The organism is Desulfoluna sp. HI9BLuna, from assembly GCF_056829775.1.
Genome location: NZ_CP186555.1, coordinates 1,847,308 through 1,871,438 on the forward strand (window position 1 = coordinate 1,847,308; position 24,131 = coordinate 1,871,438).

The window sequence follows — 24,131 nt, forward strand, 5'->3', positions numbered from 1 at the left end:
AGACAAACCAACAAGGAAAACCATCATGGACCAAGCAACACGGGACGTTATCATCTTTCCCGGAACCGGATCCTTCGGCAGCGAGTTCCAGCCCATTGTGCGAACGCTAAGGCCAAAGGCCCAGGTTCTTCGCTACCCCTGGCGTTACGGACAGGCCGACGACATGGCCTCCTCGTTTCACGACGCGGCCATGTCCTGTCTGCCCCGGCTCCGGGGCATGCAGGAAAAGGGACCTATCCTCTTCGGGCACAGCTTCGGGGCATATATCGCTTACGCCCTTGCCACCGCCCTGGAAAAAACAGCATGCCGCATCGGCGGGCTCATTGTCGTTGGCGCCAACGCGCCCCATGTTCTGGACGGAGCCGCGTTACTACCGAGATCGCCCGAAGAAATCGAAGCCTACTGGGCCATGGTCGACCCAAGCCTGTTTGAACGAATTCCCGACCCGGAGTGGAAGGACGAGCTCATCGACACAAGCTGCAAGGAGCTGAATCTGCTGAGCGATTTTCACGCGCCGGATTTCGGGCGGCTGCACTGCCCCATTTTCGCGGCGTCCGGCGACCGGGACCCCCTGGTCACGAAAACCGGCCTCGACGGGTGGGACGAGTACACCACCGAGGGTGTGAAAAGCCGACGATTCAGCGGCGGTCACACGGACCTGCTGGCGACGGATGAATTCATCACATGGGTCAAAAGAATTACTTACCATTAAGCAATTCAGTTGTGCCATGAACCGAGACCATGTATGCTGCTGAATTAGCAGCGTTTGTCACTAAATTGACATTACCTACAAGGGAAATTTGGAATGCAAGAGCATATTCTGAACGCGCTGCGGAAGGCCCTGCCGGATAATGATGTAAATGCAGTCGAACAATGTGTAACAGACCTGCACGGCAGATTACCATACAAAGACAAATTGAGTAAAAACACGGTGATGGTTGCCTACGGCGGCGGCAAGGACAGCGCCTACACCACCGCCTTCATGCGGGCCGTGCACCTGGCCATGGCCGAGCGATTCGGCGGAGAGACCTTTCGCCTGGTCATCGTGACGATGCGTCACTCGGGCATGCCCTTTGTCGTGATGCAGAACATCCACCGGACCTATCAGGCCCTGGGCGTGTACGACGATCCCATGACCGAACTCCTCCTCATAGAGCGCGAGGAGGTTCGGCCCTTTGACCTGCACGCCCCCATGCCCCACCTGTTGATCGACTTTAACCGGACCGACCTGCTCATGGCCGGACATCAGTCCTACGGAGACGGCCGCACCTCCTTTTGCAATGCCTGCAATTTCAACGTGGCCAACTTCTTCGGGGTGGCAGCCCGCCATTGCGGCGTGGACCTCATCGTCACCGGAGATTCCCCGGACGAACAGCGGGATTATGCCGTGTGGATCAACAAGCTGGCACACAAGACCGGGCAGGAGCCGTCCGGGGACGCCACCTTTAAAGGCACCCTGAAGGTCCTCGACGGGATCTCCCAGGCCTATTTTAAGGAGATCCACGGCGCACGACATGCCCACCGGCTGGCGGATCGCCGGGTCACGTGGGACGTCTCCGAGACCCTCACCTTTTTTTCGATTTACGATTACACGGACTATGCCTCCGGTGCCCACTGGGCGCTGCTCACCGATTTCCTGGGGTTTGTCTTCGACGAGCTGGCCTTCAGTTTCACGGAATCGGACTGTGCCAATCCCGCGCTTATGGCGCACCTGCGAGGCCTTCGCACCGAGCGGGTCTACGGGCGGGGGTACCGGGAAGGCATTGATCAGTACACGGAGTTCGCCATTGAGCTCATGGAGCACAAGGACTTTCCGGAGCACCTCATCGAAGTCATCAAAAAGCGCTACGCCACGGACGAGGGCGTAACGCACATGCGCGACCTCGTGGAAGGGTACGCCCGCGACACCTTCGGCCTGACCACCGAGCAGCTGGTCTGCATGGTCTTCTCTCCCTTTGCGGGGCAATGTGCCGGGCTGCACAACTACCTCTCCGCCGAACAGCCGGACCTGGCTCCCCGGGAAGGGGAGATCCGTGCTCTTCTTAAGGGCGGGGGCATTGAAAGCCAGGAACTCGCCATTCGGCTGGAGCGGATCAGCGGCCTGAGCCTCACCGATTTGAGGCAGCTCGTGGCCTCACCCCTGTGGTCGCCCACGGGCAGCGACAGCGACCGAGAGGGGCTCCTGCCCTTTATCACGAAGAGCGACCCAAACCAGAAACTGATCCATGTGAATTTCGGAGGCGACGAATCGCCCATCATGGACCGGGTATCGGGAAGATAGCCGCAGGCGATCGCACGGCGCCCGGCTCCGGCAAAACCGGCACCGGGCGCAGGCACTGAGAGATGCCAAATCTGAAAAACCGCAAAAGACGACCCGCGCAGCCATGACGCCACCCGAAGGCCTGACCGGGCAGAAGCCCCCTTGTGCCCGGCGCCCTCACCACGAACACGACGGACCAGGCGTTCACGCCTTTTCCATAGATTTTTGTAATACAAACGTAAGAAAGGAGATGATGTTGTATGTTGACTGACAAGACTCAAGGCCGGGAGAAAACGGGTTCCAGTGCGTCACCTTATCTCAGCCTGCTGGTGACGATGGTGATGTTCGGCAGTGCATTTGCGAGTTCCAAATTCGTGGTAGGGGAGCTGCCCCACGAAGTGGCGGCGGCTCTAAGATTCGGGGGCGGGGGCGCCCTTCTGATGGTCCTTGCCATGGTGATGCACGGACGCTCCAAGCCCGTGGGATGGGGGGCTGCCATGTCTGCGGGGTTTGCTGGCCTCCTGGGCGTGTTTGCCTACAATCTCTTCTTTTTCTGGGGGCTCTCCCTGGCACCGTCCATCGACGGCAGCGTCATTGTCCCGGTGCTCAGCCCTGTCATCACCACCGTCCTTCTCATCATCCTGGGCCGGGAAAAGGCCTCGTCCATGAGGATCCTGGGGCTCTTCCTAGGGCTTGTGGGCGCAGGGGTCTTCCTGGCCGGGGCAGGCACCGGGGCGTCCTTGAAAACCCGGATGACCGGTGACATCTTCTTCGTGGTCGGTGCCTGCTGCTGGGCCCTTTACAGCATTGTGTCCAAGACCCTTCTCTCCAAGGGAACCATCGACCCGCTGCGGGCCACGACGTGGGCCACGGCAAGCGGGGCCGTGGCCCTCATTGCCCTGGCCGTCCCCCATGCCCAGGCGGTTGACTGGGCCTCGGTGTCCCCCACGGCCTGGTACAACGTGGCCTACCTCTGCGTGGGCCCCACGGCCATTGCCTACCTGTTCTACTATTACGGATTGCAACGGGTGAGCGCCTCCACCGCCACCATCATGATGTTCACGGTCCCCTTCTTCGGGTCCTTTTTCTCCATCCTCTTTTTGGGGGAATCCATCGGCCGCCTGCAGTTGACCGGCGCAACGGTGATGCTGGTGGGCTCTTTTATCGCCGTGATCATGGAGCGCAAACCCGCCAAAGCAGGCGCCCCCGAGCCCATCAAGGGTTCTGCAGGCGACCTGGCCCAGGACAAGGCATCGTAATTCGCCACCTCTCACCCAACAAGACGGCCGCCGCACCCCACGGCGGCCCATGGAAAGGACACCATGAAGATATTTTCCACTGACGGCTCTTTCCGCGCCACGGCCATTGCGTCGTGCTACGCGCGGCTCAGCGAAGTGTTCGACGAACCAGAAGAGGACCAACCCCCAAAAAAAGATCCCGGCACGCGGTTCACGGCCCTTGAAAACCGGGGACTGGTCTACCGGGTCCCCGAAGGCGACTCCCGGGAAGGGCTCTACTATCTCCCCTCTGCCGAGGCCAAGGCGTTCCTGGCAACATGGCTGGAAAAAGCCCCCGCCAGCCTGGGCCGACTGGCAAAGAAAGCTCTGAAACCCCGAAAAGGCGCCCTCATGGCCTTTCCCCTGCAGGAGACAGAACCCGGGGCCGAACCCAGTGAGCTGCACTGCTTCACCACAGACTGGAGCCCCCTACCCGCGGCCTGTGCCATTGCCGTTCACCCGCACCACAGGCTGGCCCCCAAGGGCAAAAGCCTTCCGGCCTTTACCGGGGCGTATGCCCGTCACCCCCTGCACGGCGACCTCATGCCCGTCTGGGCCGTGGACTGGGTGGCCCCGGACATCGGAACCGGTGTGGTCATCGTCAACCCGGCCCATTGCGCAGCAGACCTCAGCTTTGCACGGGACGTCGGCCTTCCCATCCGGTTCGGCCTGGTACCGGCAATCCCCGGCCCCGACAGCGACACCTGGATCGAGCCGCCGGTGATCCGCACGGGTGAGGCCTTCCGCACAGGCGGCCCCGCAGACGGCCTGACCCATGAGGCGGCTTCGGCCCGCTACCTTTCCATCCTCACCGAAGCAGGCCGGGCCCGAATGATCTCGGACTGCTCCCTGGGCGCCCGAAAAATCGCCGAGGCAGACCCGGCCACCGGCCATGTTGAGCCAGAGAGCCGGTTCACCGCCCTCCTCGACTTTCTGGATACCTTCACTGCCGCCAAAGGCTCGTGGATGCCCGTGCTGGACCGAGAGGCAGGTGCCCTGGAGGTGGCCCATCTGGTCTGCCTCTCCGTTGACTGCGACATGCCCCTTCCCGACCCGGGCAAAACCATCATCGTGGGCGCCACCGATTCCAACATCAACGGCGCCACCGACTCCCCGGCAGGACGCCTCGCCTGCCTGTCATCCGGGTCCCCTGCCGACACTCTCTCCCTGAAGCAGGAGACCATGGAGCAGGCAGAGCGGTTCATCGCAAACCTCTCCGATTCCCCTGACCTGCCGACCCTCTCGGACAAGGACGTTGCCAAGGGCGCCAAGCGATCTCGCAAGGTCATGGAGCTCATGGCCGGGGCAGAGCCCCACCTTGCCTTTCGTGAGCTCTACAGGCTGCAGCGGGACATCAAGCGAAACCAGGGCGTGGGAAAAGCCGATATGGTCTCCTTCCCCGCCCTGGCCTATGTGATGTCCGGCCAGGGAAGCGTGGGAGAGACAAGCGAAGTCCGTCGCCTTCTGGCCCCCTTCTTTCGCCCCTGATAAACCCCAAAAAAGTAACTATTCAGATCAACATGCCTTCGGCGGCCCTGCCGGAGGCATGTTTGGATTGATCAGTTACAAGGAAAAACAGACCATGGACTTAGGAATCAAAGGAAAAACAGCCCTTGTGGCTGCTTCCACCAGGGGGCTCGGCCGGAGCTGCGCCGAGGCCCTGGCGCAAGAGGGGTGTCGCGTTGCCGTGTGCTCCCGCAACGAAGACGCCGCCCGGGAGGCTGCACGGGAGATCTCGGCCCGCCACGGTGTCGAGGCAGTCGGTTTCGGGACGGACCTGACAAATAAAGAGGAGATCCACAGGTTGGTTCAAGGGGTGGACGACGCCCTGGGCACCCCGGATATCCTCGTCACCAACGCCGGTGGCCCGCCCCCCGGCACGTTTGAAACCACGGCCCTGGACGACTACCCCAAGGCCCTGGACCTCAACCTCATGAGCGCCGTGCGCCTGATCCACCATGTCTGCCCGGCCATGATGGCCAAGGGCTGGGGCCGAATCATTGCCGTCACCTCCATCTCCGTGAAACAGCCCATCGGGGACCTGCTTCTCTCCAACATGGCCCGGGCCGGGCTCACCGGTTTTTTAAAAACCGTGGCAACAGAGCTGGCCCCCCACGGCATCACCGTGAACGCCCTGCTGCCGGGCACCCACAAAACCGCCCGCGTGGACAAACTGGTCAAGGACCGCGCCGCACAGAAAGGCAAAACCCAGGAGGAAATCTCCCGGAAAATGGTCTCGGCCATTCCCTGCGGAAGCTTCGGCGACCCGTCGGACTTCGGCGCCGCAGCAGCCTTTCTCGCCAGTCAACAGGCTCGCTTCATCACCGGCCACAACCTGCTTGTGGACGGGGGGAGATACATGGGGACGTTGTAAGAATCGGCGCAAAAAAGCCCACCTCGTAACCCCGAGGCGGGCTTTCATCTTAAGGGCTAAATCTTCCTGTCCGGATAAATCGGCGTTGCCGAACAACGTGTTGGTCAGCAGCCTTCGGCCACAGGCAACCATGACATATGATGCCACGTTATTTACTGGATGACGTTGCCATGAGAATACCAAAACCCACAAAAACAGAGCCACTCGTCTGGCGTATTGATTTCATTCTGTTTGGCTTTTTAAACCAGCCTGTCGCTCTGTCTGCGATCAGGGCATAAAACACCAGAAACGTGCATGACGACGCCATTAACACCGAAATAAGCGTCAAGAATTGCGGTACAAGGGCTTCATCATGGTTTATGAAGGGTGGAAACAGGGCCGTGAGGAAAACAATGGCTTTTGGATTGGTCACAGCGACCCCAAATGCATGGGCGAATATTTTCCATGACGCCGTCCCGGCCTGATGACATTCGCTGGTTTCCATTCCGGCATCGGAGCCTTGATGAAAGATAAGCTTCACCCCCAAAAACATCAGGTACAATGAGCCGGCATATTTTACGGCGGTAAATATCGTCTCTGATGTTTGCAGCACGACACCCAGGCCTGAAACCGCCACAAGCCCAAGGCAAAAAAGCCCCGCGATATTCCCCAGGGCCGCAAATGTCGCCTGACGCCATCCATGCAACGCAGACTTTGTCATGATAAAAAAGACAGCCGGACCCGGGGTTGCGGTGGCAACGACAACCAATGCCAGGTATATAAGCCACGCTTGAATAGTCATCTTTCCTCTTTTACAGGTTTAACGGGCGTGGTGGCTTCCAATAGACGGACAACCTATTGGGCGGGTATTACCAATAAATATCGAGTCCAATGCACCTCAACTATGCCCGTGATCCTCGGGCCGGACAAGACGAAACGCATTGATCACCGGATAAATTTTCTCCAGATCGACACGGGTGAATGACCCCGGAATATACGATTCCTGAATCAGGAACTGGTATACGTTATGGGAAACCTCAAAATCCTCTGGAAAGTAGAGATAATAAGCTGCCTCGACAAAAAATTGTCGTTTGAAGCTCGCCACCGTGGCCGAACCCCTGGTAGCCCTGAATGTCATGGTATAGAGTTTCTTGCCGTTCAACTCCACGATTTCTTTTTTCACGTCCCTGAGTTCATAGCCATCGGGAGCTTCCCCTGCCGCTCTCATTGCCTGCTCTTCGTCGTCGATAAGGGCCTTTGCAAGCTCTGCCTGTGATGTGCCGTTTTCCAACGGGAGAAATTCCATCTTAGAAATCGATATTTCCGTGCGCCCAAGGATCTCACCATTAAGGGGATATACCTTCAAACGTTCAAACAATACGGTCTCATTCATCGGTGCTTTGGTAACAGCCCAATCTTTCCACGCGTCCAAGTCAGGCAGGTCAATGCAATACGTTTCCATTTCAATGGGACGGCTTATGTTCCCCTGATTCACAAGGCGCACCGTGGCGCACGAGACAACAAGCAACGAAAACACGATGAGCAGCAAGGCATGACATATTGGTTTCATTTCTTCCCTCTATCCCCAGAATCAATACCCGCATATGCGGCCGACGCCCAAAACGGCAATACGAAAAGGAAAAAAGCGATTCGTCGATTCCCCTTCACTGCATTCTTGCCCATACAGCCCCTTAACTCGGCACGCCCGAAATGTGAGAAAAGCGACCTGAGAGCAATGAAAGACATCTTGCATTTTACGGATATCTAATTTTCAGATAACAAGCTGTAATAATTATTTATAGCACAGAGACAATCTGTTTTCTCATGAAATATCCGGGTCAATGTGATGATGAGGCAATCAACACACACGCATAAATCAGGGTGCCGACCAAACCGATGGTAACCATGATATCTTTCAGCCTGAACGACACGTCAGGCAACCGAAAAAATGGTTTTACAGTGCCCGGTTTCCCATAACCAATGGCCTTGTTGCAGTACACGCAGGTTCTGGGATAGACCCCGCCAACAGGCTGCAATAATGCGTTGCAATAAGGACAATAAATTTTTTGATAAGAGTGGAACATAGCCCGTCACCTATAATTCCAGATGAAATGTCGTAGCCGCATACCATTTGATATGCCTAAAATCCTGTGCGTACACACAGCAACACGTCGTCTCTGGAGTTGGGCTCCACCAGCTTGACTCAGAGGGTGAAACGGATGAAAAGCAAACCACCACATTGAAGTTTTTCTAACGTCTCATGACACTTGCTTAAAGCAAAAATTTCAGCACCGATATCAGGCAGGAGCTTTGGATTAATTTTCTTGTGAATACGTCTATTCAATGTGTTTTAATTTGGAGTAATATTACTCATGAATAAAATACATATCGGTATCCTCGCCGTCATCCACCATTCGGACGACAACCTCTTCCAAGGCATCAAGAACCGGATCAAACTCAGCCTGAGTCAGGAGTGCGCCGCACATCTCATTATACCGTCTCCGAAGCTCAGCCCTTGATATTTTCAGTTTATCGATATCCAAAAGGTCTTGTTCATGAAGCAGGCAGGCAAGATTGTAAACCGGGATTGCAATTGCCTGGTTTTCCGATTGGTACCAACAAAAATCCTGGAACTCTTCTGGGTCATCCAAATCATAGATTACGGTACCTCGCACGTGCTCTTCCGTGACTTCCTTGAAAAGGACATCAACAGCACCTAAGGCACCAAGAAAGGCTTTTAAAAACGTTTCTCTTTTCATCAGTGAATCCACGAGTAGATGCTACGGGCCAAAGCCCTGTTGTCTCCGAATCATCTGTGTTTTCTTTTACTTAATCAACACGTCCACAGAAAAAATACAGCCAATCAGGAGACAGAGTTGGCTTATTTACTTTTCACCTCATTTTTTCGAGGTTCTCCCATGCATCTGGTTTGTTCTTGATTTCACATTCTAACTCAGCACACGGAAACTCGGAGCATTCGGCACAAGACGTATAATTTTTCCCAATGCAACACGGCCGCATTTTGCATCTGTTACTGCAAAAGAAGGAATGTCTTTTGTCTTCTTTGCAACCGTCACAGACAACATACTCCGGTCTGACTTCAGCCTGATAGATTTGCGCCAGATTTCGGGCAACTTTTTCCAACTCTTCACGTTTACCCGACTGAGTTGCTATATAGCTTTTGCATTTCGAACAGTCAATTCCACAGTAAGCAATCATTCATTCTTATCCTTACGGAGGTAACATATATCCGGGCTAACGTGCAGCAAGGTACGACAAGGTTAATTTTCCGTCACCATTGAAACCACAATGGCCACCGAAAATACGGCACAGGTGCGGATAAAGCCGATGGAATCACGATGAACCGTCATAGCCAAGCACATGGTTTTCGATGGTATGATCCCCAAAGGCAAAGCGGTGGGTGCCGATATGCTCAAATCCGCATTTTTCATAAAACCCCACAGACTTGTTCCTGACCCACGTGTACAACCAGAACCTGTCCCCAAACCGTTCTTTTATCTCGGCCAACAGCTTCCGGCCAATGCCACGCCCCTGGAAAGGGGAGTGGACGTATAGTTTTTCAATTTCAAACCCACTCACGCCACGTTGGAACCGAGATTCCAAATTGATGAGCGCATACCCCCTGATATACATCCCCTCTTCGAAGACCAGGCTCCGGTATCTGGAATCTCGCAGGCGCTGCATAAAATACTCTTCATTGAAAGTAGACAAGACAAATCTTGAATTCTCCAAGCAGATGCCTTCAGCGGAATATGTTTGAAGCCACACCCCCAAAGAAAGTGCCGCTAAATTGATGCAATCTGAATCACAAGCCTCTCTGATCATTGAAACCCCCTAACCCGGATAGTTTATGAGAAAACGACCCGTCCAAGTCAATAAAAATCCGTTATAGGTGGTCATCCGGACTCAGGCAAATTCCGTCCCTGCACGAATCCCTTTCCCACGTTTTCCCGCCTCCCGCCCCCTAAAGTCATATTGAATCATGTCTGAATCCCTGATATCTTGCAGGATAACTTTGTTTAACGAGGATCAACTCAAAGGCACCCCACATGACCTTACTTTTCGTTTACATCTCCATCGCCCTGTTTTTTTCTTTTGCCTGCTCCATGATGGAAGCGGTCCTTCTGAGCATACCGCACTCGTATATCGGTGTTGTGGAGAAAAAAAATCCAAAGGTCGGAAAGCGGCTCAATGACTACAAACAGAATATCGACAGGCCGCTGGCCGCCATCTTGAGCCTCAATACCATTGCCCACACCGTGGGCGCTGCCGGAGCAGGTGCACAGGCTGCAGCGGTGTTTGGAAACCAGTATGTTGGAGTTATCTCTGCGATACTGACCCTGTTGATCCTGATCGTATCGGAAATTATCCCCAAATCCCTGGGTGCCACCTACTGGAAGCAGCTTGCCGGAACCGTGTCGCTGATGCTGATGTACCTTATTCCCCCGATGCTGCCCTTTGTCTGGATATCAAAGTACATCACCCGGCTTTTTTCACCTGAAACAGCGCCGCACGCCTTCTCCAGGGAAGAATTTTCAGCCATGGCTGAGCTCGGGGAAAAATCCGGAGAGATCAAAAAACAGGAAGCCCGCATCCTGCGGAGCCTCTTCCGGTTCAACTCCCTGCAGGTCAAGGACATCATGACACCAAGAACGGTGCTGTTTGCCCTGAAAGAAGAGATGCTCTCCGAGGAGGTCATCGAAACCCATCCGCATATAATTTTCTCAAGAATTCCGGTTTACAGCGACAACATTGACACCATCACCGGCTATGTCATGAAAAATGACATCTTGCTGGCATCAGCCAAGGGAGAGGATTCCAAACCCATTTCTGAGTTGAAGCGAGAAATCATTACCGTTCAGGAAGCCACATCTCTGACGATGATATTCGACTTTCTGCTCACACGACAAGAACACATCTCGCTGGTGGTTGATGAGTATGGGGGGACCGCAGGGGTTATCACCATTGAAGACATTGTTGAAACCCTGCTGGGGATGGAAATCATGGATGAGGTGGACACCATCGCCGACATGCAGGCCCTGGCCCGTGCCCAATGGGAGGAGCGGAACCGAAGGATGCTCAAGGACAAGCAACTCGACCATTCGTAAGTGCCCGTATACCTGATTATGGACCAGTTGCGTATCCTGCCCATGCAGGCCGCAGCTTCCCATGGGCTACCCCGGATATTTCGCGAGTAGTCAGCTGTAGTGGTATCTTATAGGATTGGGGTGGACGTTTTCTCATGAAATATCCGGGCTAATACGTCCACGTCCCTTCTTCGCTCAGCAGCAGCTCACCCCCACGGTAAACCTCCAACAGCCCCTCCTCAAACACGAGATAGGAAATATTACCATTTTTAAATCGATACCCGATAAAACGATTGGGCGTAACGCCATCGGCACACATTGAATGCCAGGTGGACCCCAGCAGCATGATGGATTTACCTGTTTTGTTATGGGTGCCGACATAAGTCACATCGCCACATGAAACAACACCCTCCTCACAATGGGTCTCAATGGTGATGGTGTAGTTTTTTGTCTTCAGCTCAGACGCAAAGGACTGAGACGCCAAAACTAAAAATCCGATGAGTACTTTAATAATCGTTTTCATGGTTCCTTTTACCTAAAACACGTAACCGAGCGGCCCAAAATTAATAGGAAAGCGGTTGATACAGGTTAATCTGACCAGCTATAATTAGACGGCAATTTGGTTACACGTTCTTTATGAACGTATCGTAGCATTCTAAGCACAACCAGGTGCTACCACGCAAAAAGTAACCATACCCATGACTGGAATCGTCAGTGGCGTATATGGGCCAGCAACAAATCAAACAATGCTCATGATCACTGTTACAATCATACTTTTTTAGTTTCCAGAACTGCTTTTGTGACCATTCAACATTCTCTTTGATGTCTTCAAAGTTCCAACTGTCATCATGTATTTGTATCGTCTTTTTCATACATTTGATTGAGGCATTGAGCCTGCTTGAAAAGATTATTTTATGGAACACCGCCACCAATATTTGAGACAGGCTATTTTATAACCTTCTCATTTTTCGAAATAATCAAACCCAATTTTATTCACAGCCTGTTCAACCCTTTTTTTATCTTGAACCTTATGCAAAAGAACGATGTATTCATCTGATTCTGTATCGATAAACCCCAATTGCAGGCCATGTTCTCGCAATGGTTTATCGTAATCTTCGAAAACATAATCAAATGAAACAGTTGCGTCCTCACTGTAGGTATCGGGTGTTGGCAGATCTATGTTGAGTCCGTGGTTGTGCTGAATGTTTCAGGACCATGGGCCTTCCAAATCTGCGATATCTGCTGCCCAGTCCATGCGCATGATGAAATCGATCAGAAAGCCATGAACGACATGTTGCTTCAGCGTTGGCATTTACTCATGACATATACGGGCTAACGCTTCACAATGACCATATTGCTCTTCTCCACACCCAAAAGTTCGGCAATGGGGGCACACTTTGCGATCAGGAGAAAAAAGATGTTGGGATGATCGCTCTCCATGAGCCCCTCAAAGTTCCCCTGCCCCTTTGAAATCACCAGGTCCGCTTCGTAAAACGCCTCCTTGAACTCGTCCGAGCTGAAATCCATGAGTGTGGACGGCGCATCCGCTCCATTGGAAAGAACCCGGCACACGCGGTCCATGCCCACATACCCGGCATCTTCTTCTGTCACGTCATTGATGACGGGCTTGCCACGCACGGCAAAGGTTATATTCGGATGCCCCAGGGTCTCGATGAGCAGCTTGTCAAAAACCACTTCTCCGCAGTTATCACCTAAGTAAAGAACGCTTTCCGCACGGCCCAGCGCCTCTTTCAATTCCCCACGCATATCGATGGTCAGGTCCTGCTGGAGAAAGCCCTGAATCTGAGCGGAGATGTCACGGCTGACACTGTGGGCACCATAATCGATGATATTTCCGATCACGGCCAGTTTCGCAGCGGTGAGAAACGGGTCGTCTGTGTCACGCACCCTCTTTTTCCAGTCTTCATACTGGCTGAGTAGCAGGTCATTGGCCTCTTTTTTTTCCGCTGCATACAGATTCCCATTATCCAGGTGGTGCCTGGCAATCCGGTGAACCTGCGTTGCCAGCTGCGGGTTGGCCATATCGCGATTGGCGGCCAGCAGCTCATGCACGGCAAAAATAAAGCCTTCAGCGGTATCCGCATCAGGCTTGAATTTACGAATCAATGACTCAACGGTCTTGATATGGCAGAAATAGCACTCGTGTCTCATTTGCGTTCTCTTTTCTCTTTTTTACCCATTCGATATCCGGCTGCCGACCCACCATCACGGGGGCAAAAGAACTGGCATCCGTGTGGAAATACAGATAGAGTCATCCATGTGGCACCTCAAGGACCCGCAAAGGAGGACGTCGTATGTGGAAAACACCATGGCAACGCACTCGCCTTGACTGGCTGCAGATTGAAGTGAGTTCTGTCTGCGGCAATGCCTGTATTTACTGCCCCAGGACCGCATACAAAGCGTGCTGGGAAGACAGGTTCCTTGCCCCCGAACAGATAGACGCCGTCCTCCCCTTTCTTCACCCGAAGACCTACATCCATCTCCAGGGCTGGGGAGAGCCCTTTGCCCATCCGCAACTGGTCTCCATCATCAAAAACTTAAAAGATAAAGGATTCAAGGTCGGCACCACCACCAGCGGCACGATGCTGGATGACGACACCACGGAAGCGCTGGTGGATATGGGCCTGGACCTCATCGCTTTTTCCACTGCCGGCTGCAGCAGTGAAGAAAATGACCCCATTCGCCAGGGCACCTCCCTGGAGCAGGTCATCCGCTGCATCGATACCATCCAGAAGTACAAGACAGAAAGACACACAGCGTTTCCCAGGGTCCATATCGCCCAGATGCTGCTGCGGTCGAGCCTGCCCCATCTCGACACCTATCCGGCCTTCTGGAGGCAGTTCCAGGTTGATCAGGTGGTTCTCAGTTCACTGTCCCTGGTCACGCGTCCCGAGCTCCAGAAGGAGGCCTGCCTGACCGACACCATGGAAGAGTGGGATGATCTGAAGCGGAAGCTCTATGACATGCGCTCCATTGCCGGTCTGCAGAACGTGCTGCGGTTTCACCTGGTATCCCCTTTCATGCTCTTCAATCACTGCACGGAAAACATCGCAAAATCCGCTGTGATCGCCTCTGACGGCACCGTGGCACCCTGCGTTATGTCAAGCCTTCCCGTCACCGGGCAAGTCCGCCACTGGGCCCATGGCCGTTCTGCACCAAAAGAGAGCCTCCACTGGGGAACGATTCAGGAGGTGAATTTCAGCGATATCTGGAAGCAGAAGCCATACAGCGCATTCCGCAAACAGAAAAAACGGTCAGAGGGGCCATGCCGCACCTGCCTGAAACGGTCTGTCGAAACCATGGAAACAGCGTATCAGATCGTCCCCGAATCCATGACCTGTCGCTGGCAGATCATTCAGGAAGCCAACGCGGAAAGAGACGCCATACGGCGCATGGAAAAGGCCATGAAACCGTAAACCGTGGAGCCTACAGAAACAAGGCCGGAAATAAAACAAGGTTCATGATGTCTATGGTCATCATGAACCTGTCGCCTTACCCCCATGGGATCGGGCAGGAGATGCCCCGCTCAAAACACCCCCGTTCTGTTTCACCCAGACCTTCGGACATCCGCAGCCTGACAATACATGTAGGATGGGCAAAGCGGAGCATGCCCATCTGATGCTTGAAGCGCCGTCATCTCCCCATTGGCAACCCTATCTAAAACCGTCAAGGAGTTGGTTGGAGGTGGATCGTGGGGCTGTTTGAGGTGGGTTATGCAGCTTAATAAGCCTGTCCCCTGTTTCTCTGCTTGTCTCTTAGCCCTTTTTGACAACAGAGCATTTGAGATACATGGCACCAAAGCCTGTAATCTTACAGGAGATATCATGTCCATTTACAGGTTCATCAAGAAGCCTGATATTTTTGACCTTCGTACCACATTTCACGGTATCTTTCCCGGCCTTGAGATCCTTGATGGTGGTGACTGTATCTCCATCCTGCAACGGAGTGCCATTGGCATCAAGAAACTTGGAAGCATCTTCTGAAGAGGTATCAGAAGCCTCATCAGCTGACCACTCATGAGCACATTCAGGGCATACCCACATGAACCCATCGGGATAAGCATAAGGTGAATTACATTTGGGACACATCATCTCTTCAACTGACATAGTACTATTCCTGATTTTTTTTTAATATAAGCTTGGTTTAAAACACTTTTTTTTCCGTGCAACGAACCACGTAGCCCGGGTATTTCACAAGTCGGGTGCACCCACTATTCAAGGCATCGGAGCTGCACATGCCGTTGCCTACCTCAACGCTCTGATAACGCAGAAGATGGATACGCCCGGCTCTCGGCGTGTTGACGCTTTTAACATGCCAAACAGATCAAAGCCATAGCGGTTTTCATTGAACCAAAGACGGCAAGGAACAAACTCTTTTTGTGATGCGTCTTAATATCCCTGATGTCGGCTGAAAGGCGCGAAGACCTGGTCCGGTAGTGAGCCAGCTCCGCGTCCTCACCACAAAAAGACGATACCTGTAGGATGGGCAAAGCGGAGCGTGCCCATCGGATGCGTGAAGCGCCATCATCTCCCCAGTGGCCTGACGCGTCTAAAATCGCCAAAGAGTTTCTTGCAGGTAGAGCATGGGGCTGCTTGAGGCGGGCTATGGGTGCTCCATATAGCCAAAAGAGCCTGCCCCCTGTTTCGTTTTGTCCAAATAGACCCGACCCCGGTTCGACGGTCCCCCACCCCCCGGTGCCCTCAACCATCACACAACAGGTTTAACGCATTTAGATTTTTGCCTCCGGCGGCCCTACCGGGGGCCAAACGTTTGCCAATTTAGATGCCTTGGGTTTGACAAACAGGTTTTGTTTTTTGAAGGTGCGTTACGATAGAGCATAGTCCTTCTTCTTTTTTAATTCCCGGAACGTTTTTGCGGAACTTTTTTCAAAAATCAACCCGCCGGAGGCAACTGATTATTTAAAAGCGTTGACCCTGCATCCCCACAACCTTTCCCATTGAATAACGCAAACAAATAACGTAAGTTAATTAGTCGATTTAAAATTAGAGCAAAGTAAATTCAGTCAAGAACCTCGCTGTGATCTAACCAAAGCTCTCTACATCATTGATGTATAATTATAAAAGAGACAGCCGCAACCCAAACTCCAAGTTACAAATTACAAATTGCAATGCAGTGGAATCGGAGGATTTAATGAGCACCCAGTCAGTATCCGTGAATATGAACATTGAAGGCAAAAGCATGATCATTGCCTATGCACTGTGGTTTTTCTTAGGAATGATCGGGATTCACAGATTCTATTTAGGGCGTACAGGGACAGGTATCGTTCAGCTTATACTGTTTGCCATAGGGTCATTGACCGCTGTTATACTCGTCGGATACATCTTCTTGGCCATTCTCGGTGTATGGTGGCTCATCGACGCCTTGCTTATTTACCAAGCAGTAAACAAGCACAACAACAATTTAGGAATCAAGAGTTCAACGATTTCGATATCCAAATCCGGTGGCTTTCACAGCAACGATTTAAACCAACTGGAAAAATTACACTCGCTCTATGAAAAAGGCATCATAACCGAAGAAGAGTACAAAAAGAAAAAAGCCGAATTTCTCTGACCCATGCCGATATGAGGCCTACCTTCCCTTGTCCTGGGGGCTACCAGAGCCACATCGGTATCCCCCAGAATCTTGCATCACAAAGCAGCCCCGATTATTTTCAAGGCACACTCCTTTACGATGGCTGAAACAGCACCAACCCTGTCGAGAAACACGGCCTTTTTGGCATTGATCGTCGCCTGACTGCCCACGGCCTCAATCAGTGCTTTCAACTCCTCCTGATACGCACGATTCGGTAGCATCTCTGCAAGTTCTTCATCCGTCAGGGGAACCAGCTTATCCATGTCTCCCAACAGTTCGTTGTCGGTTTCCTTTGCCTCTTCTCCAAAATCATAATTTGGTGGGCACATAACGCCTCCTTATCAGGGTCATTATTTATTTTCAGATCAATTTGGTATCCTGCTACATCAACTTGTCTTTGCCCTCTTTAATTTTTTCTTTGATGTCAGCCATCTTTGCTTTGTATTCCTTGATAACCACATCCGCATCCTTATCATCGCCGATAAGATCGGTGAGCTCATCATTGGCATCCAACAGAGTATCCATCAATTGCTCACTATGCTTTAAGGCACCCAACTTTTTTAAGACCAGATCCTGATTTTCTTTGACGTCCAGAGCCGATTGCAAATACGCAGTAATCGATGCCTGAGCAGACTGCAAATCAGCGTAAGACGCATTAATCCGGCTTATAACAAAGGCCTCCTGCTGATTAATTGGCGCCATAAGCTCCGCACGTTTCTTGGTGATCTGTGCCTGACACGCCTTTGAGAATGCCAGCAACACATTACCAAGCCGACTCTGCTCTGCAGCCACCGATTCGTCAATTCCTGATATCAACGCTTCTTTGTAGGGCGATGCCGCAGGCTTTCCTTTAATCAAAATCTCGATATCCGCCAAATCAAGACTGGACACCAAATAAGCAGCATCCAAGTCTTTTCTAAAACCCTTATTCTTAACGGCTTTAGAAAGAAATAACGGTGTCCATTTTTCGGTCATGAAGATATCAACATCATCACGGAGCTTCTGGTAATAGCGCTGGACAAATTTAATGTGGGACGCCTGAAGCTGAAGGGTTTGTTCTTCTGTCACCACCGATAATTGAATCGTATCCTTGGTGATGGAAGCGCAGCCTGAAAACATACTGCCCAGAAAACAGAATGTGAGCACAATAAACGTCAAACTGATTTTTCTCATAGAGCCCTCTCTATCCATTAGATTAAATCAAACCGCTACCTAAAAAACCGCTGGGGCATTACTTTGAGCATTTAAAATTCCGAATAACCTTACCTAAGAAGCCGCCTTTATTTGCTCAGTATGCCGGCACTTGGGAAACGAAACACACCCATAAAACTGTAACCCGGCATTGGGACCCTTTTTGGCGGTTCGAAGAATGAGTCCACCACCACAGCGAGGACATGTACGGACTTCCTGAGCAGGCTGCCAACGCGTAGGATCAGGCTCGGTCACCTGCACATGATTATCGATGGGGACCGAAGCAACGCCTTTCTTTTCTTTTGTCGCCTGGACCTGGCTAATCAAGGCCTCAAGATGCCCCTCGTCCACCAAATCAAGGGGTTTTCCCGAAGCAAAATTCCGTGCCTCATGGGTGTACGTACCGGAGGTAATCACAATGGCACTCGCATGCTCACCCACCATGACGCCATACATCTCCCGAACCACATTGCCCCCCCACCCTCTGGGACCGCCACTGCTTGCACTACACAAGATGAAGATAGAAGTTTTTCTTCAGCCAAACGTCAATACCTTCGTCCGCCCCTCCCCCGGGGTTTTCAATCACCGTATACCCCTGCCGTCGATACGCCTCGGCAACCAACTCTTCGAACGCCTTCCAACTCAGGGATCGAATGGTCTCAATGCCCTTTTGCGTTTCCAAAAGCTGCCGCTTTTGCCAGGCGTTGAAAAAAGAAATGTGAGCGGGAGCAAGAAGGACAAGGGCAATAATATGCTCCATTGGCGACAAGCCCTTCGCCAGCCCCTCGGTAAAGATGTTACTGGAAACCAGCCCTGGCAAAATCCACTTCAAACCAACGTAAGCAACACCGGAAAACAGAACGCTCACCCACCAGGGAAGTTGAATCAACACGTTAAGGATGTTTATGTTTTTTCGGGCCATGAGGAGCCCTTTCTTTTCAATTCATAGATTGCAATAGGGCAAACAAACACGCTGGTACGTACTATATAGGGAAAAGCGAGTGTTCTTGGTAGAAATAGAGCCCTAACAACAAAGAATTTAGCCCCAGATAACACAAATTTAGGCAGATACAACAGGAACGCTAAAAAGCAAAGAAATCTAATTCTTCAAATGCATAGACATGGCTTTTAAAGAGAGAAAATGTCAGATGTGTAGGTCTGACCCCTCCTCCCCTGACCCCTCCTCCCACAAACATTATCATCGAAGAACGAAAGCCTCTTCCAATCAAAGAAATGTTTTTTGACGAGGACCTCCTCTTCACTGCAGAACGCATGTTGTCGGCAATCTATGAACTAAAAAACAATGCGAAACAAATAGAACGACGGGTTGAAAAAAAACTGAAGCTAAAAAGTGAATTTCAGAACCTTACGACCATTGACGGCATTGGCCCTATCCTTGCCCTTACGATCATGCTTGAAGTTGGCGATATAAGCCGCTTTAAGACCGTAGGTGACTTCTCCTCTTATTGTCGCTGTGTGTCATCTCAACGGACCTCGAACAACAAAGTGAAGGGCAAAGGAAACAAAAAAAACGGCAACAAGTATCTGGAATGGGCCTTTGTTGAAGCAGCTAATTTTATAAAGCGATTCAATACCAATGCTCAGCGGTTCTATCAAAAAAAAGAGGCGAAAACCAATGCGATCATTGCCACCAAGGCGTTAGCCCACAAAATTGCAAGGGCCTCTTATTACATCATAAGAGATAATGTACCCTTTGACGACGAGAAGCTATTTAACTATTCTCCATCTGTTAACTCTTAGGCCCCCTTGCCAAGCTTACCTCTGGAGCCCGCAGCTATCAAGGCCAAGCCTCGCTTCGCTCGGTGCTTCGCAGCCTTGACAGCTACGTTCTCCAGAGGTCAAGGGCGACAGGAGGTCTAAGGAGAAATATGATACTTCGTATCTTATAAACACTGGGCTGGTGTGGTAACCCACATAGGGGTTGGAATAAAAACCACCAGGTCTGATTGGAACTGCATCACCCCTTTGTTTTTGCACTTTTTATTTCGATCTGCCCATGCCGCGAACCAATAAGGGTTTGGTTAAAAACCACTTAGGTCTGTCATTTATTTTTGGACACGGTATGGCACTGGATGATTTCTGGGGCGCAAATGCGCCAAGGGCCGCAGGCGATGCGTAGCTTCTCCTGCACTGCCTTAATCCCGATGGGTGACTGGTGCAGATTGAATCTGCAACCGATTTATCGAAACTTCAGACGCAGGATCCGATGTAAAAAAAGCACTTTGTAACTACCTTTTATTGGTGCTTCAAACAAAAAGACTGAAAAGTTCAACTTTTCGGAGAAGAGGGTGTTTTTTCTCTTTACAAGATATTAAATGGGTGACCCCTTATCCACTTAATGTTAGAGCGTATTATTGAAGTTTTTTTATAATGTCTTCAAGTGAAAGCTCAGTTATATTAATTGATGGTTTTTTTCTGTAAAACTCAAAGAAATACTGTGCTTTAGATTTTGCAATTTTTTCAAGATCTTTAAAATAAACCTGTCTTTTTACATTTCTGTGGTTTGTATAGGAAACTCTTATAAAGCTGACGACATCAGTTGAATAGAAGCCGAATTGATTTCGAAAAGAATCATCCATAGATTCAAAATGGATGCGACTTGCATGGTGATTATTTTTCTCACCTATAAAGTTTGTAATCTGTCCAACAGGAGAGTCATCACTGAACTCTGTTGAGAAGTAACCCGTAATTGGAATGTATGATGTTTTTTCTCCGTTCTCATAATTTTTCAATTCTAAGAATGATCTAACGGTGACGTTTATATTATATGCAGGTGCCCCAGCATTATGTATAAACATTTCAATTTCATCATATTTACGGGTTTTTTGATTTATATTGTAAACTTGCTCAACATAAAAATGTGGTTCAGTATTAATTTCGCTAAGTTTTAACTGAACTTTGCTCACATTGTACGATGCATATGATATGAAAAAAGCCGCTAAACCAAATAAAATTGGAGACAATATTTCAAAGTAAATTTTATTTTCTTCTAAAAATTTTTTCATCTCTGTAAAACTATCCTACCTTAACTTCTCTGTAACATCATTCTTAAGCTCTAACGTGAAGGTAACCGGCGAGCTTCAGCGAGTCCGTGTTAACTGACTGGTTAAACAGAATATTTATCTTAATCAGCACTGGTTAGTAGTTTTGTGTATTAGCCTTTATAATATTTTGAATAATCAAACTCCTCGACTCCTAAGGGCTCTTCACGTTTTTTGTGATTAACAATATAATTGCCTGGACCCTTAATTCGAGGTGCCAATATACTAGTAGCATAATCTTCTGCAATAGCAAGACTCACGAAACCAAACCCAACTTCATATTCCTTGTAATTTTTAATCGGAACAGCCATTTCACATAAACACTCTTTGAGTGTTTGAGGGGTAGGATTTACATCTAAATTATATAAAACCTCACTTAACCAATATAATATACTTGACACATTTGCTGTAGCAAAACTTGTGCCGCTAATCGTGAATGTGTCTGGGCAATTTTTAACTGCTAATTTTGTTTCATCAGGTATTGGTACAACGACATCAATACCATGGGCAACAACAGTTGGTTTGCATTTCTTGCCACATGGGATACCTCGTGATGAAAACTCAGCTAGATGAGTTCCGTTCTTGGATGTTGCTCCAACAGATATTACCCAAGGAGATTGTGAAAAAGGATTCATAGTCCCAGGTAGTGGTCCAAAATTACCTGCGGCAACAACTATTGTTTTTCCTTTTTTATGAATATCTTCAAATAACTTAAATATCTCATGTGAGTCTGGAATTGTTGATGGCCTTATACTTAGAGAAATATTTACAATGCTAGTAGTATCATTCTCTAAAATCTCTGTTAGGGATTTTTGGAGAGCCACTAAGAATTTCTCTTCATCATTTGTAATATTACTCATCTCTATCCTCCTCAGCACATAAATTTTCAATACCTCTCTTGAAAATTAGTGTAGCAACCATAGCTACTGGAGGTACCCCTACGAAAGATGAAATTAAATCTGCTATAGAAACAACAATATTTACGTTATCTGAGAAACTTTTGTTAGTAAATTTAGAGTCAAGCTCCCAATTTTCACAAATTTTTTCTTTGAAAATTGGGTAGTGTTTTTTCACATAGTCATTGAAAGTTTTTCTTAGTTCATCGATACTTGGAACAGATTGAGTAGGGCCTTTACTTTCAGTATGAATTATTCTTGATATGGATCTTTCAATCTCCTCCTCAGGCATTTCTATGTAAACCTCAATTAATAATCTCTGATTATCATCGAGCATGGCATACCTCACTTTTGTTGTTTAACGCACAAATAAGCGGCGTCACGAAGTTACTAAGCGAGGAACGAGCGGAGCAGCTTTGTGACGTCCGAGTTTATTTTATTGTTTTGCTATAGCTTTATTTTTTCGATTTTTCCTGAAAAAATATCAATTACATTGACTTGCTCTTGAGTGAAGCTTGTAAATTTATATGCTCCAAATTTAATGATTGAAGTTTGGATATGTTTGTTTTCAAAATTCAAAATATGAACTTTGATTTTAGCCCCACCATCGTCAGGAAACCATGTCATAAATACAAATTTGCATCCATCATCTGATGCCATTGTACAAGACATTGCTTGTTCATATTTCCCAACACCCTGAATTATGGGGGTGCCGTGGCTTGGCCCTCCCATGCCACATTCACCTTTTGCAACATAGTCGATATTTGAAACCAAAGGTTCGAATTGGATGTCATAACTCTGAGAAAATGGATCATTAATAGTCATCTTGCCTCGACCTTTAGTAGCAGAACGCATGCTTCACCCGACGGGTGCCGAAGCACGACAGTATTTGAATTTTGACAACGTTCGGACGATGAAGATGACCGAAAGGCAGCACTTGCACCCGGTCGGCGTGAAAGCAATTGTTGGGCTGTCAATTAATACTATTGAGTATTTGTAGTTTAGCGCTGTCACAAGTTCATTGACTAATGAAGGGTCATAATTCATTCTGATCAATATCAATTAATAATTGTGGTTTCCCATTTTTTTAGCCATAACTTTAATGTCTACTACGCCTGGCTCTTTGAGGATAGAGCTTGAAATTTCATCAATGCTTTCTACGCTCATATCATTAAGGTCATATGCAAAACGGTAATGGGGAACTTGGTTTTTTGAAAGCCACATTTTTGAAGGATTTTTATTTCGTTCCAACCGTGAAATAGACAATCTTAAGCTCTTTAATTCTTGAATAATATACTCAGCGCCTGACACTTCTTTTGTGTCTAATTTTGCAACTTTAAACTCGCCAAAGTGCTTTAAAAATGTCGTGTATTGAAGATCTTCTTTTGATTTATTATATGTGCTAACTATTTTATCTTTTAATCGTTCTTTAAAATCAACGATTTTACCGAAGCGCAAGTGCCTCGGGTATTCCAGGTGTTCTATTGGTGATGTATCAAATGAATATGACGTTTTATCATCCTTGATTATAATTGTTGGCCTATCAAAAGCTAATCTCATCCCTAATTCAAACATTACATTTGGGTTTTTACCACTAACATCACATACAACAATTGGATTATCATATAAATTTTGTATTATTCTTTTTTGAATAATACCAACATCATCGGAATTGCTGACAATATTTGCCTCAAAACCAGCGCTTTCAATAGATTCTGTTAAAATACTTAATACTTCTGTCCAATGATCTTCAGAACATCCATCAATTGCAGAAATAGTCATTACTATGCCGCACAGCATATTTTTCTTATCACTTTTTGACATCATTTGATCCTTGTAATTGCCCAACGCATGGCTATGCCGACCCAAAAAGCTGATAGGGCGGCGGCTGAAATTACGAAAGACGTGGCCAGCTTTTTGGGGTCGGCCATAAGCCAATTGTTGTACGCACTGTGCGTCCATAGATTATAAATGATTTCAGAAGTCTAAAAAAGCAACTCTATTACTTCACCTTCTGCAAAATCACCTAACTCCCAAAAAACAATTTTGCTGCCAATTTTTAAATGTTTTTCTGCTACATCTGGAGATAAAAACGCTATTTCAGTCACGATAGTATCGCCATCTATAGCTCCATAATTATAGACTTTTATTCTTACATCCCACATGTTCATTGAGGGAAAAGTATCTATTTTGCATGGACATCCAAGATATCCTAACTGTAAGGGAAGTTGTTTATTCTTTAAAAAGCGTACCCGAATCTTGGCTTTTATTTTAATTTTAGCCCAGTCCATCTTCTACTCAGTTCAATTTTGTATAGAAACGTACAACATTACTAATACCCCGACAATTTTCCATGTATCACCCACATAAA

The 24,131-nt window shown here is 49.1% G+C and carries 28 protein-coding genes; 9 read left to right on the top strand and 19 right to left on the bottom strand.

Annotation, left to right across the window (positions count from 1 at the left end; genetic code table 11):
• Positions 1-25: 25 nt before the first annotated feature.
• The 5 genes from ACOYW0_RS07280 (at position 26) to ACOYW0_RS07300 (ending at position 5,911) form a co-directional block, all read left to right on the top strand.
• Positions 26-712, top strand: coding sequence for a thioesterase II family protein (locus ACOYW0_RS07280; RefSeq protein WP_482417867.1), 687 nt, complete (start codon positions 26-28; stop codon positions 710-712).
• Positions 713-916: 204 nt separating this feature from the next.
• A complete protein-coding gene (locus tag ACOYW0_RS07285; RefSeq protein WP_482417868.1) occupies positions 917-2,281 on the top strand; it encodes a hypothetical protein in 1,365 nt (454 codons plus the stop codon).
• Between the two features lie 239 nt (positions 2,282-2,520).
• Positions 2,521-3,519 carry a DMT family transporter gene (locus tag ACOYW0_RS07290; RefSeq protein WP_482417869.1) on the top strand — a complete coding sequence of 333 codons (999 nt, stop codon included), beginning with the start codon at positions 2,521-2,523 and terminating at the stop codon, positions 3,517-3,519.
• Between the two features lie 63 nt (positions 3,520-3,582).
• Positions 3,583-5,025, top strand: a complete 1,443-nt coding sequence (locus ACOYW0_RS07295; protein ID WP_482417870.1) for a hypothetical protein — start codon at positions 3,583-3,585, stop codon at positions 5,023-5,025.
• Between the two features lie 58 nt (positions 5,026-5,083).
• A complete protein-coding gene (locus ACOYW0_RS07300) occupies positions 5,084-5,911 on the top strand; it encodes an SDR family oxidoreductase (protein ID WP_482417871.1) in 828 nt (275 codons plus the stop codon).
• Positions 5,912-6,059: 148 nt separating this feature from the next.
• On the opposite strand, the gene ACOYW0_RS07305 is transcribed toward ACOYW0_RS07300, so the two are convergent.
• From ACOYW0_RS07305 to ACOYW0_RS07325, 5 genes are all read right to left on the bottom strand, one after another.
• Positions 6,060-6,692 (bottom strand): LysE family translocator, encoded by a 633-nt coding sequence (locus tag ACOYW0_RS07305; RefSeq protein ID WP_482417872.1) that lies wholly within the window; start codon positions 6,690-6,692, stop codon positions 6,060-6,062.
• Between the two features lie 96 nt (positions 6,693-6,788).
• The gene (locus ACOYW0_RS07310) at positions 6,789-7,460 is read right to left on the bottom strand and encodes a hypothetical protein (protein ID WP_482417873.1); all 672 of its coding nucleotides are present in this window, start codon (positions 7,458-7,460) and stop codon (positions 6,789-6,791) included.
• 796 nt (positions 7,461-8,256) lie between these two features.
• Positions 8,257-8,649, bottom strand: a complete 393-nt coding sequence (locus ACOYW0_RS07315) for a hypothetical protein (RefSeq protein WP_482417874.1) — start codon at positions 8,647-8,649, stop codon at positions 8,257-8,259.
• Positions 8,650-8,782: 133 nt separating this feature from the next.
• Positions 8,783-9,109, bottom strand: coding sequence for a DUF3795 domain-containing protein (locus ACOYW0_RS07320; protein ID WP_482417875.1), 327 nt, complete (start codon positions 9,107-9,109; stop codon positions 8,783-8,785).
• Positions 9,110-9,244: 135 nt separating this feature from the next.
• Positions 9,245-9,736 (bottom strand): GNAT family N-acetyltransferase, encoded by a 492-nt coding sequence (locus ACOYW0_RS07325; RefSeq protein WP_482417876.1) that lies wholly within the window; start codon positions 9,734-9,736, stop codon positions 9,245-9,247.
• Positions 9,737-9,960: 224 nt separating this feature from the next.
• Here ACOYW0_RS07325 and ACOYW0_RS07330 point away from each other — a divergent pair, with 224 nt between their 5' ends.
• Positions 9,961-11,019, top strand: a complete 1,059-nt coding sequence (locus ACOYW0_RS07330; RefSeq protein ID WP_482417877.1) for a CNNM domain-containing protein — start codon at positions 9,961-9,963, stop codon at positions 11,017-11,019.
• A 148-nt stretch (positions 11,020-11,167) separates the two neighbouring features.
• Here ACOYW0_RS07330 and ACOYW0_RS07335 read toward each other — a convergent pair whose 3' ends face one another.
• From ACOYW0_RS07335 to ACOYW0_RS07345, 3 genes are all read right to left on the bottom strand, one after another.
• Positions 11,168-11,521, bottom strand: a complete 354-nt coding sequence (locus tag ACOYW0_RS07335) for a hypothetical protein (RefSeq protein ID WP_482417878.1) — start codon at positions 11,519-11,521, stop codon at positions 11,168-11,170.
• A 438-nt stretch (positions 11,522-11,959) separates the two neighbouring features.
• The gene (locus ACOYW0_RS07340) at positions 11,960-12,202 is read right to left on the bottom strand and encodes a DUF6630 family protein (protein ID WP_482418825.1); all 243 of its coding nucleotides are present in this window, start codon (positions 12,200-12,202) and stop codon (positions 11,960-11,962) included.
• 128 nt (positions 12,203-12,330) lie between these two features.
• Entirely contained in the window at positions 12,331-13,170 is an 840-nt protein-coding gene (locus ACOYW0_RS07345) for a damage-control phosphatase ARMT1 family protein (protein ID WP_482417879.1), read from the bottom strand.
• Between the two features lie 143 nt (positions 13,171-13,313).
• Between ACOYW0_RS07345 and ACOYW0_RS07350 the strand changes: the two genes are divergently transcribed.
• The gene (locus tag ACOYW0_RS07350; protein WP_482417880.1) at positions 13,314-14,435 is read left to right on the top strand and encodes a radical SAM/SPASM domain-containing protein; all 1,122 of its coding nucleotides are present in this window, start codon (positions 13,314-13,316) and stop codon (positions 14,433-14,435) included.
• Positions 14,436-14,774: 339 nt separating this feature from the next.
• Here ACOYW0_RS07350 and ACOYW0_RS07355 read toward each other — a convergent pair whose 3' ends face one another.
• Positions 14,775-15,125 carry a zinc ribbon domain-containing protein YjdM gene (locus tag ACOYW0_RS07355; protein WP_482417881.1) on the bottom strand — a complete coding sequence of 117 codons (351 nt, stop codon included), beginning with the start codon at positions 15,123-15,125 and terminating at the stop codon, positions 14,775-14,777.
• Between the two features lie 1,045 nt (positions 15,126-16,170).
• Here ACOYW0_RS07355 and ACOYW0_RS07360 point away from each other — a divergent pair.
• Positions 16,171-16,590 carry a TM2 domain-containing protein gene (locus ACOYW0_RS07360; protein ID WP_482417882.1) on the top strand — a complete coding sequence of 140 codons (420 nt, stop codon included), beginning with the start codon at positions 16,171-16,173 and terminating at the stop codon, positions 16,588-16,590.
• A 77-nt stretch (positions 16,591-16,667) separates the two neighbouring features.
• Here ACOYW0_RS07360 and ACOYW0_RS07365 read toward each other — a convergent pair whose 3' ends face one another.
• The 4 genes from ACOYW0_RS07365 to ACOYW0_RS07380 form a co-directional block, all read right to left on the bottom strand.
• Positions 16,668-16,940: a hypothetical protein gene (locus tag ACOYW0_RS07365; RefSeq protein WP_482417883.1), complete on the bottom strand. Its 273-nt coding sequence runs from the start codon at positions 16,938-16,940 to the stop codon at positions 16,668-16,670.
• 52 nt (positions 16,941-16,992) lie between these two features.
• Positions 16,993-17,784 carry a hypothetical protein gene (locus tag ACOYW0_RS07370; protein ID WP_482417884.1) on the bottom strand — a complete coding sequence of 264 codons (792 nt, stop codon included), beginning with the start codon at positions 17,782-17,784 and terminating at the stop codon, positions 16,993-16,995.
• Positions 17,785-17,877: 93 nt separating this feature from the next.
• Positions 17,878-18,270: a topoisomerase DNA-binding C4 zinc finger domain-containing protein gene (locus ACOYW0_RS07375; RefSeq protein WP_482417885.1), complete on the bottom strand. Its 393-nt coding sequence runs from the start codon at positions 18,268-18,270 to the stop codon at positions 17,878-17,880.
• 37 nt (positions 18,271-18,307) lie between these two features.
• Positions 18,308-18,724 carry a restriction endonuclease gene (locus ACOYW0_RS07380; RefSeq protein ID WP_482417886.1) on the bottom strand — a complete coding sequence of 139 codons (417 nt, stop codon included), beginning with the start codon at positions 18,722-18,724 and terminating at the stop codon, positions 18,308-18,310.
• 350 nt (positions 18,725-19,074) lie between these two features.
• Between ACOYW0_RS07380 and ACOYW0_RS07385 the strand changes: the two genes are divergently transcribed.
• A complete protein-coding gene (locus ACOYW0_RS07385) occupies positions 19,075-19,563 on the top strand; it encodes a transposase (RefSeq protein ID WP_482417887.1) in 489 nt (162 codons plus the stop codon).
• Between the two features lie 611 nt (positions 19,564-20,174).
• Here the strand turns inward: ACOYW0_RS07385 and ACOYW0_RS07390 are convergent.
• From ACOYW0_RS07390 to ACOYW0_RS07415, 6 genes are all read right to left on the bottom strand, one after another.
• The gene (locus ACOYW0_RS07390; RefSeq protein WP_482417888.1) at positions 20,175-20,828 is read right to left on the bottom strand and encodes a hypothetical protein; all 654 of its coding nucleotides are present in this window, start codon (positions 20,826-20,828) and stop codon (positions 20,175-20,177) included.
• A gap of 149 nt (positions 20,829-20,977) precedes the next feature.
• Positions 20,978-21,724, bottom strand: coding sequence for a S8 family peptidase (locus ACOYW0_RS07395; protein WP_482417889.1), 747 nt, complete (start codon positions 21,722-21,724; stop codon positions 20,978-20,980).
• Positions 21,717-22,097: a hypothetical protein gene (locus ACOYW0_RS07400; protein WP_482417890.1), complete on the bottom strand. Its 381-nt coding sequence runs from the start codon at positions 22,095-22,097 to the stop codon at positions 21,717-21,719. The genes ACOYW0_RS07395 and ACOYW0_RS07400 overlap by 8 nt, the downstream gene beginning before the upstream one ends.
• Before the next feature lie 110 nt (positions 22,098-22,207).
• A complete protein-coding gene (locus ACOYW0_RS07405; protein WP_482417891.1) occupies positions 22,208-22,585 on the bottom strand; it encodes a hypothetical protein in 378 nt (125 codons plus the stop codon).
• 237 nt (positions 22,586-22,822) lie between these two features.
• A complete protein-coding gene (locus tag ACOYW0_RS07410) occupies positions 22,823-23,587 on the bottom strand; it encodes a hypothetical protein (RefSeq protein WP_482417892.1) in 765 nt (254 codons plus the stop codon).
• 158 nt (positions 23,588-23,745) lie between these two features.
• Complete coding sequence (locus ACOYW0_RS07415) at positions 23,746-24,051, bottom strand: hypothetical protein (RefSeq protein ID WP_482417893.1); 306 nt, start codon at positions 24,049-24,051, stop codon at positions 23,746-23,748.
• Positions 24,052-24,131 lie beyond the last annotated feature (80 nt).

Excerpts from the sequence above, each read along its gene's own strand:
- ACOYW0_RS07370 (WP_482417884.1), bottom strand. The coding sequence starts at position 17,784 with ATGAGAAAAATCAGTTTGACGTTTATTGTGCTCACATTCTGTTTTCTG.
- ACOYW0_RS07325 (WP_482417876.1), bottom strand. The coding sequence starts at position 9,736 with ATGATCAGAGAGGCTTGTGATTCAGATTGCATCAATTTAGCGGCACTT.
- ACOYW0_RS07310 (WP_482417873.1), bottom strand. The coding sequence starts at position 7,460 with ATGAAACCAATATGTCATGCCTTGCTGCTCATCGTGTTTTCGTTGCTT.
- ACOYW0_RS07360 (WP_482417882.1), top strand. The coding sequence starts at position 16,171 with ATGAGCACCCAGTCAGTATCCGTGAATATGAACATTGAAGGCAAAAGC.
- ACOYW0_RS07335 (WP_482417878.1), bottom strand. The coding sequence starts at position 11,521 with ATGAAAACGATTATTAAAGTACTCATCGGATTTTTAGTTTTGGCGTCT.
- ACOYW0_RS07280 (WP_482417867.1), top strand. The coding sequence starts at position 26 with ATGGACCAAGCAACACGGGACGTTATCATCTTTCCCGGAACCGGATCC.
- ACOYW0_RS07330 (WP_482417877.1), top strand. The coding sequence starts at position 9,961 with ATGACCTTACTTTTCGTTTACATCTCCATCGCCCTGTTTTTTTCTTTT.
- ACOYW0_RS07305 (WP_482417872.1), bottom strand. The coding sequence starts at position 6,692 with ATGACTATTCAAGCGTGGCTTATATACCTGGCATTGGTTGTCGTTGCC.
- ACOYW0_RS07315 (WP_482417874.1), bottom strand. The coding sequence starts at position 8,649 with ATGAAAAGAGAAACGTTTTTAAAAGCCTTTCTTGGTGCCTTAGGTGCT.
- ACOYW0_RS07405 (WP_482417891.1), bottom strand. The coding sequence starts at position 22,585 with ATGACTATTAATGATCCATTTTCTCAGAGTTATGACATCCAATTCGAA.
- ACOYW0_RS07390 (WP_482417888.1), bottom strand. The coding sequence starts at position 20,828 with ATGAAAAAATTTTTAGAAGAAAATAAAATTTACTTTGAAATATTGTCT.
- ACOYW0_RS07295 (WP_482417870.1), top strand. The coding sequence starts at position 3,583 with ATGAAGATATTTTCCACTGACGGCTCTTTCCGCGCCACGGCCATTGCG.
- ACOYW0_RS07345 (WP_482417879.1), bottom strand. The coding sequence starts at position 13,170 with ATGAGACACGAGTGCTATTTCTGCCATATCAAGACCGTTGAGTCATTG.
- ACOYW0_RS07400 (WP_482417890.1), bottom strand. The coding sequence starts at position 22,097 with ATGCTCGATGATAATCAGAGATTATTAATTGAGGTTTACATAGAAATG.
- ACOYW0_RS07365 (WP_482417883.1), bottom strand. The coding sequence starts at position 16,940 with ATGTGCCCACCAAATTATGATTTTGGAGAAGAGGCAAAGGAAACCGAC.
- ACOYW0_RS07385 (WP_482417887.1), top strand. The coding sequence starts at position 19,075 with ATGTTGTCGGCAATCTATGAACTAAAAAACAATGCGAAACAAATAGAA.
- ACOYW0_RS07290 (WP_482417869.1), top strand. The coding sequence starts at position 2,521 with ATGTTGACTGACAAGACTCAAGGCCGGGAGAAAACGGGTTCCAGTGCG.
- ACOYW0_RS07350 (WP_482417880.1), top strand. The coding sequence starts at position 13,314 with ATGTGGAAAACACCATGGCAACGCACTCGCCTTGACTGGCTGCAGATT.
- ACOYW0_RS07410 (WP_482417892.1), bottom strand. The coding sequence starts at position 23,587 with ATGATGTCAAAAAGTGATAAGAAAAATATGCTGTGCGGCATAGTAATG.
- ACOYW0_RS07320 (WP_482417875.1), bottom strand. The coding sequence starts at position 9,109 with ATGATTGCTTACTGTGGAATTGACTGTTCGAAATGCAAAAGCTATATA.
- ACOYW0_RS07395 (WP_482417889.1), bottom strand. The coding sequence starts at position 21,724 with ATGAGTAATATTACAAATGATGAAGAGAAATTCTTAGTGGCTCTCCAA.
- ACOYW0_RS07300 (WP_482417871.1), top strand. The coding sequence starts at position 5,084 with ATGTTTGGATTGATCAGTTACAAGGAAAAACAGACCATGGACTTAGGA.
- ACOYW0_RS07355 (WP_482417881.1), bottom strand. The coding sequence starts at position 15,125 with ATGTCAGTTGAAGAGATGATGTGTCCCAAATGTAATTCACCTTATGCT.
- ACOYW0_RS07415 (WP_482417893.1), bottom strand. The coding sequence starts at position 24,051 with ATGGACTGGGCTAAAATTAAAATAAAAGCCAAGATTCGGGTACGCTTT.
- ACOYW0_RS07380 (WP_482417886.1), bottom strand. The coding sequence starts at position 18,724 with ATGGCCCGAAAAAACATAAACATCCTTAACGTGTTGATTCAACTTCCC.